At 54.6% G+C, this 6,800-nt stretch carries 6 protein-coding genes and 1 rRNA gene; 1 reads left to right on the top strand and 6 read right to left on the bottom strand.

Features of this window, described 5'->3' with window-relative positions; all coding sequences use genetic code 11:
* The 3 genes from Tam1G_RS07265 to Tam1G_RS07255 form a co-directional block, all read right to left on the bottom strand.
* Positions 1-291 (bottom strand): 16S ribosomal RNA (locus Tam1G_RS07265); the annotation flags it as partial.
* 554 nt (positions 292-845) lie between these two features.
* A complete protein-coding gene (locus Tam1G_RS07260) occupies positions 846-1,556 on the bottom strand; it encodes a hypothetical protein (protein WP_033891314.1) in 711 nt (236 codons plus the stop codon).
* Positions 1,557-1,621: 65 nt separating this feature from the next.
* The gene (locus tag Tam1G_RS07255; RefSeq protein WP_033891313.1) at positions 1,622-2,509 is read right to left on the bottom strand and encodes an HhH-GPD family protein; all 888 of its coding nucleotides are present in this window, start codon (positions 2,507-2,509) and stop codon (positions 1,622-1,624) included.
* Between the two features lie 20 nt (positions 2,510-2,529).
* Here Tam1G_RS07255 and Tam1G_RS07250 point away from each other — a divergent pair, with 20 nt between their 5' ends.
* Positions 2,530-3,201, top strand: coding sequence for a tRNA (cytidine(34)-2'-O)-methyltransferase (locus Tam1G_RS07250; RefSeq protein WP_081890070.1), 672 nt, complete (start codon positions 2,530-2,532; stop codon positions 3,199-3,201).
* Positions 3,202-3,206: 5 nt separating this feature from the next.
* On the opposite strand, the gene Tam1G_RS07245 is transcribed toward Tam1G_RS07250, so the two are convergent.
* The 3 genes from Tam1G_RS07245 to Tam1G_RS07235 form a co-directional block, all read right to left on the bottom strand.
* Positions 3,207-4,571 carry a PFL family protein gene (locus Tam1G_RS07245; protein WP_033891312.1) on the bottom strand — a complete coding sequence of 455 codons (1,365 nt, stop codon included), beginning with the start codon at positions 4,569-4,571 and terminating at the stop codon, positions 3,207-3,209.
* A 123-nt stretch (positions 4,572-4,694) separates the two neighbouring features.
* Positions 4,695-4,967 carry an ACT domain-containing protein gene (locus tag Tam1G_RS07240; protein ID WP_033891311.1) on the bottom strand — a complete coding sequence of 91 codons (273 nt, stop codon included), beginning with the start codon at positions 4,965-4,967 and terminating at the stop codon, positions 4,695-4,697.
* Between the two features lie 174 nt (positions 4,968-5,141).
* Positions 5,142-6,620: an MFS transporter gene (locus Tam1G_RS07235; RefSeq protein ID WP_051917419.1), complete on the bottom strand. Its 1,479-nt coding sequence runs from the start codon at positions 6,618-6,620 to the stop codon at positions 5,142-5,144.
* Between the last annotated feature and the right edge of the window lie 180 nt (positions 6,621-6,800).

The raw sequence follows: 6,800 nt of genomic DNA, 5'->3' as shown, positions 1-6,800 counted from the left end.
AGGCCGGCTACCCGTCGAAGCCACGGTGGGCCGTTACCCCGCCGTCAAGCTGATAGGACGCGACCCCATCCCACGCCGCAAAAGCTTTCCCAGAAGACCATGCGATCAACTGGAACATCCGGCATTACCACCCGTTTCCAGGAGCTATTCCGGAGCATGGGGCAGGTCGGTCACGCATTACTCACCCGTTCGCCACTCTCACCACCAGCAAGCTGATGGATCCCGTTCGACTTGCATGTGTTAAGCACGCCGCCAGCGTTCATCCTGAGCCAGAATCGAACCCTCCACAAAAAAACAATGCGGAAAGACATCGAATAGATGACTCTCAAAACAAAATCGACGAGACGATTCCTTAAGGAAGGAACCACTCTCACAAAAACCTCGTCCCGTTTCAACCAACCAAGGACCCAACCGACAAAAACAGTCAGGCACGAGACAAGCTGGCAATCATTGACTATAAAGAAGTAGTACAAACACGCTCTTGAGTTCTCAAACCACCACCACACACAAACCAATCCGGACTCTTTATTTCCTCACGGGGAGAAGCCCGAACCGCTCAGCGGCAGCGAATGAATAACTTACACGAACCTGCCCACCCGCGCAAATCGCATATTTCAAGACAGGCTAAAACCGTTGAAAAGACAGGCTCCGCCCGGCGTGTCGAAAATAGCAATCTCGAGCACGTCTAACGCCAGAATAGTCTTCTTTTCATCGTCATAAAGCAACAAAACCGGCCAATCACCAGCGTGTCGCAACAATTCACCCCTTAGCACCAAAACTACTACACGGCACAATCTTGTAATCCAGAAGGCTCACTGCGCCATTTTTAAGGGAAAGGAGTTCAGCTACTCCACCGTAAACGTCACTGGATCGCTTTTTACCTTGGGCTCGTCTTTCAGCGCAATCTGAGCCGTATACGTTCCAGCCTTTACCTTGGACCAATCGGCTTCATCAGTGCATTCGGTCAGCGTGGCGTTGTAGTCAGTATTCCACTTAAGCTGCTGTACGTCCTTATCTCCCTTAGCCATAAGAAGCCAACGGGAGTCGGGCGCGCATAAATCAGATTTGTAAATGGTTTCCGATCCAGAAGTAATAGTGAGCACTCGCCCTGAATCTGACCCATCCACCAAGCAGCTATTCGAACCGTCGTGCACAATCGATGCGGTGAACTCCAGAGTGCCGCCTACCGGCACCGATTGCGATTTCGAGCTCAATTCCAATGTCAAATCATTGGCAGAGCACTTTTTCACCTTGGAAGTGCTCTTTGGCGTAGGCGTGGCCTGCCTAGAGATGGCATACACCTCATCATGATGAATCAACGTGTTAATGGCACCGACCCCACGCCCGATGCTGTATATGCAGAAGATAATCAATGCCAGTACCACTGCCAACACAATGCCAGCCACGATACGACGGCGACGATAAATCGCCTGCTTCTTCTTGCTGATCTTGCGCTTGCGCTTCTTCGGTGCATAAGGTTCAGCTGACCGCCCAGCACCGGTTCCTCTGCCGGATCGCGCGCCATTTACACCCGAATTATTCCTCTGCAATGCCATAACGCTTCCAGTCTACGGTTGCACTGTTCCACACACGACGGAACCAGTCATTTTTCACCAGAACATCAGCCTTGCGGCAAACGCAATGCACCATCCTGCATTATTTCAATCAGTCCATCATCATCCAAACTTGCAATGCAAGCACCCAACTGCACGGAATCTTTCCATAGTTTTTCCGCATCAGTGCGGGTAAGCGAAGACCCCGCAGGTAGTTCACGCAATGCTGCCAGCACCAGCCCACGCACTTGTCGATCAGTGCCTTGAAATCGCTGGCGCGGCCGAGTTCTCTTCTCCCCCAATCCCGGTCTGCCGGCTTTCAGAAAGGTACAGGACTCAGCAATCGGGCAAGCTTCGCATAGCGGTGATTTCGCGGTGCAAATTACCGCACCAAGTTCCATCACCGACTGATTCCACGTCACCGAACGCTTCACGGCCTCGGGAAGTACCCGATTGGCGAGCGCACGTTCAGCGGCACTAGCTGATCCACCACGCGATTCGGTGCCCAAAAACACGCGGCTCAGTACACGGCGAATATTCGTATCGATAACGGCAATCCGCTGACCAAATGCAAAACTCAGCACTGCGGATGCCGTGTAATCGCCAATGCCTGGCAGTTCGAGCAACGCCTCATAGGTGCGAGGTAATTCATCGTCATACTTTTCGGACACCACCCGCGCACATTCCTGCAGTCGCAGTGCGCGACGCGGATAGCCGAGCCTTCCCCATGCGGTAATTACTTCGGATTTTGGCGCGGTTGCGAGCGCACGCGCATCCGGCCAACGTTCCATCCATGCCTGCCAGTAAGGCACTACGCGGCTCATCTGGGTCTGCTGGCTCATGACTTCGCTAACCAGGACACCCCACGGTGTGGTTCTGCCGAATCGCCACGGCAAATCGCGCGCATTCGCTTCCCACCATGCGGCAAGGCGCAAAGCAATATCACTGTCGTTCATCGTTCTTATTCTTAGCATTTATGACGAACGAGGCAGAAATGAACCCGCAGAACTCCGAAAACACCAGCAATCCCGAGGCCAAAGTCGAGAAAATGTTCGAATATGGCTATCGCAAGTCGAACTATGGCCCGGACGAACTGGTGACTGATGCACACGGCAATCCAATCTCTGTGGTGGACGCCATGCTCTCCGCTGAAAAGGCCGCGGAAACCGAGACTATGACGCCTCACCTGTGCTACTACTCCCCTCGCATTCCCGGCAATACCGGTTCAGCTATCCGCCTGTGTGCGGTGACCGGCACGATTCTGCATTTGGTAGAGCCGCTGGGCTTCAACCTGCGAGACACCAAGCTGCGCCGCGCCGGCTTGGACTATCACGACATGGCGCATGTGGTGCTGCACCCGAACTTCGACAATCTCGTGGAGTCGATGCCGAATTCACGCATTATTGCGTTCACCGCGCATGCCACCAAGCTATATACGGATATTGAATATCGTCCGACTGATATTCTGCTGTTCGGCCCGGAGCCAGGAGATATTCCCGATCCGATGGATATCATGGCTGGCCCACATGTGGCCGAACAGGTTCGCTTGCCTATGCGCCCGTCCCTTCGCTCCTTGAACCTCACCAATTGCGCGTCGATTGCTATTTATGAGGCTTGGCGTCAGCTGAATTTTGCTGGCGGGCGCTGATTGAATCAGTTCTTGAAGCTGTGAATCGGGGCGGGGATACGGCCGCCTCGGGTCACGAAGGCTTCGCATGAGGTCTGGTTTACGGGCATAATCGGCGCATAGCCCATAAGACCACCGAAGTTGGCCATTTCACCCACGCCCTTGCCTGCCACAGGAATAACGCGAACGGCGGTGGTCTTCTGGTTCACCATGCCGATGGCAGCTTCATCGGCAATCAAACCAGAAATCGTGGCGGCCGTTGTGTCACCTGGGATGGCGATCATGTCGAGTCCCACCGAGCAGACGCAGGTCATAGCTTCAAGTTTCTCAATGGTCAGGCATCCGGAGGATGCTGCATCAATCATGTTCTTATCTTCGGAAACCGGGATAAATGCACCGGATAGGCCACCCACATACGACGAGGCCATAATGCCGCCCTTTTTGACCTGATCGTTCAACATGGCGAGCGCTGCGGTAGTGCCCGGTGCACCAACCTGCTCAAGGCCGATCTTCTCAAGCACTTCTCCCACGGAATCGCCCACGGCCGGGGTCGGGGCCAGCGAAAGGTCGATGATGCCGAACGGCACGCCAAGTCGGCGCGAAGCCTCTTGAGCCACCAGCTGGCCGACGCGCGTGATCTTGAATGCCGTGCGTTTAATGGTTTCGCATAGGAATTCGAAGTCCTTGCCCTTGGCTGCATCGAGTGCGCGAGAAACCACGCCCGGACCGGATACGCCCACGTTGATCACTGCGTCGCCTTCGGTCACACCGTGGAAGCCGCCCGCCATGAACGGATTATCGTCCGGAACATTGCAGAATGCCACGAATTTCACGCAACCGTAGGAATCATTGTCGGCAGTGCGCTCGGCAATGTCCTTAATAATATGGCCAAGCAGTTCCACGGCATTCATGTCAATACCGGTTTTGGTGGAGCCCACGTTCACCGACGAGCAGACGATATCCGTCTCGGAAAGCGCTTGTGGAAGCGAACGAATCAGCAGTTCCTCGGCTGGAGTCATAGCCTTGGAAACCAGCGCCGAATAACCGCCGATCAGATCGACGCCGACTTCCTTGGCGGCCTTGTCCAGCGAATGAGCGATCTGAACGAAATCTTCCGAGGTTTTGCAGCAGCTTGCACCGACCAGTGAAATCGGCGTAACAGTGATGCGCTTGTTGACAATAGGAATGCCGTAGTCACTTTCGATGGCTTGACCAGTAGACACCAAGTCTTTGGCATACGTGGTGATTTTGCGGTAAATGTTCTCGCAAGTCTTCTCAACGGTATCCGCCGCGCAATCGAGCAGCGAGATGCCCATAGTGATGGTGCGTACGTCGAGCTTTTCCTGCTCGATCATCTGATTGGTCTCGTGGACCTCCATGATATTCAGCATGGTGTTTCCTTACATAAGCTCATGTCGTAGTCGCCTCAGTATGCAATAAGGCTGGCTCCGTCATTGGAAAGTCCACTGGACTTTCCACTTCCTCGCGTGAGGTTGCCTGCCGAGCGGGTAACCTCAGATGCGATGCATCTTGGTGAAGATTTCCTCACGCTGGCAGCGGATGCGCACGCCAATGTCGTCGCCAAGATCCTCAAGATTGCCGACCATTGCGCTGAATTCCTTGTCTGCTTTGGAATAATCCACAATCATCATCATGTTGAAGAAGCCGTCGATGATGGTCTGCGAAATATCGAGTACGTTGACGTTGTGGTTGGAAAGGTAGGTGCAGACTCGTGCGATGATGCCGACAGTATCCTGGCCTACGACGGTGATAATGGCCTTGTTCATGGCGCTCCCTGATTGAAAACCGATCGGAAATGAACTTGCGAACATATTCGAACATATGGAAAACGGGTGTTCCCCAGTATAGAGGAACACCCGTTACGCCTGATAATTCATCTCACTGGCACGACATTCGCCATGCAGGGCTCTCGCACAGATCAGTGCAGATTAGTATTCAGCTCAGGCAGCCAGTTTTTCGATATCCACATGCACCGGCACGAGCTGAGGCTCTTCCTTGTTTTCCTTGAGCAGGAAGGAGAAGGCCAATACCACTACGACCAGCGCCATGCCGAACAGGTATCCGTAGCGGGAACCGTCCACAAAGCCTTGTGCAGGGTTCGTGCCGCCAACTGCCGCATAATTCGTTTGGCCAAGACCGAGCAGGCAAGTGGCCACAGCGGTGGCGATGGCGCCACACACCTGCTGCATGGTGTTCATAATCGTGCTGCCGTCAGCAGCCATGCGGCCGGGCAGCGACTTCAATGCCGCGGACTGCGAAGACTGCTGAATAAACGGAATGCCAACCATCACGATGATGTGCGCAGCAAGGAACAGAGCAACTGGCGTCGAAACACCAATGGCGAAGAACAGTGCGCCGCCGATCACGGTCAGCACAGAGCCAATCCAGACCAGCTTCTTCGCACCGTAACGATCGAACATGCGCCCTGCGGCAAGCGTGCACAGTGCATTAATCACACCGCCCGGCAGCATGAGCAGACCGGCAACAGTAGAACTCAGGCCCATGCCGCGCTGCAGTTCCTGCGGCACCAGATACATGAACGCCAGAGTGCAGGAGAAGGAGCAGCTAATCATAATGGCCGGCGTACGGAACGCTGCGACGCCGAGGGCGCGCAAATCCAACAGCGGGGCGGCAATGTGCAGCTGACGGTAAGCGTAAAACGCCAATACCAACAGGCCGACAACGAGCAGGCCAACAACCATCGGACTAAAGCCCATGTCGCTGATCAGGCTCACGCCGGCGACAAGGCAGCCAAAGCCGATAGCCGAGGCAATAATAGACAACACGTCAACATTCGGACGAGTGCGTTCGATAGGTGTAACGAAGAACAACGCCGTGCACACGATGGCCGCGACTGCAACGAAAGCGAACAGCGCGAAAATCGCACGCCAGGAGAATGCTCCGATAAGTGCGCCTGCAATGGTCGGTCCGATAACAGGAGCAAACATGATGACGAGGCCTGCCACACCGTTGGCTGCACCGATCTTGTGCAGCGGGAAGACACGCATGATAGCTGCGTACATGGTGGGCAACACGATGCCGGTGCTAACGCCCTGCATGATACGGCCCGCCAACAACACAGGGAAACTTGGGGCAATAGTGCAAATCACGGCACCAATCAAGAAGCAAGCCAGCGAGAACAGCACCAGCGTCTTGGCCTTAATCCACTTGAGCATGAAGCCCACGCACGGCAACACCACGCCAATGGCCAGCATATAGCCGACGACCATCCACTGTGCAGTACCGGATGAAATGCCGAAATCATTCATCAAGTCAGGCAGGGTGATGTTCATGGATGTTTCCGAAAGCATGCCCAAAAATACGCTGATGTACAGGCCAAGCATGACTTTATGCGGGTGATCGAAATGCTGCGGCTTGCCCGGAACGAATGCGGAATCGTTGAGTTGGGTATTACGAATGGCTGTCTTGTTTGCGGTTGTCTGTTTTTCGGACAACGGAATCCTCTTCTGTCTTACTATCCTCGTTGCCGCTGCGCAGCGCGCGTCACGCATGCTGCCGCCCACCGTTACCGCTCGCGATGATCACGCGAGCTCACGGTATGCGACTTCATTGGCGAGCGCCGAAAGCCCCTAACGTCC

This window comes from Bifidobacterium imperatoris (assembly GCF_002860405.1).
GTDB classification, from domain to species: domain Bacteria; phylum Actinomycetota; class Actinomycetes; order Actinomycetales; family Bifidobacteriaceae; genus Bifidobacterium; species Bifidobacterium imperatoris.
This window is presented reverse-complemented; position numbering and strand designations above follow the sequence as displayed.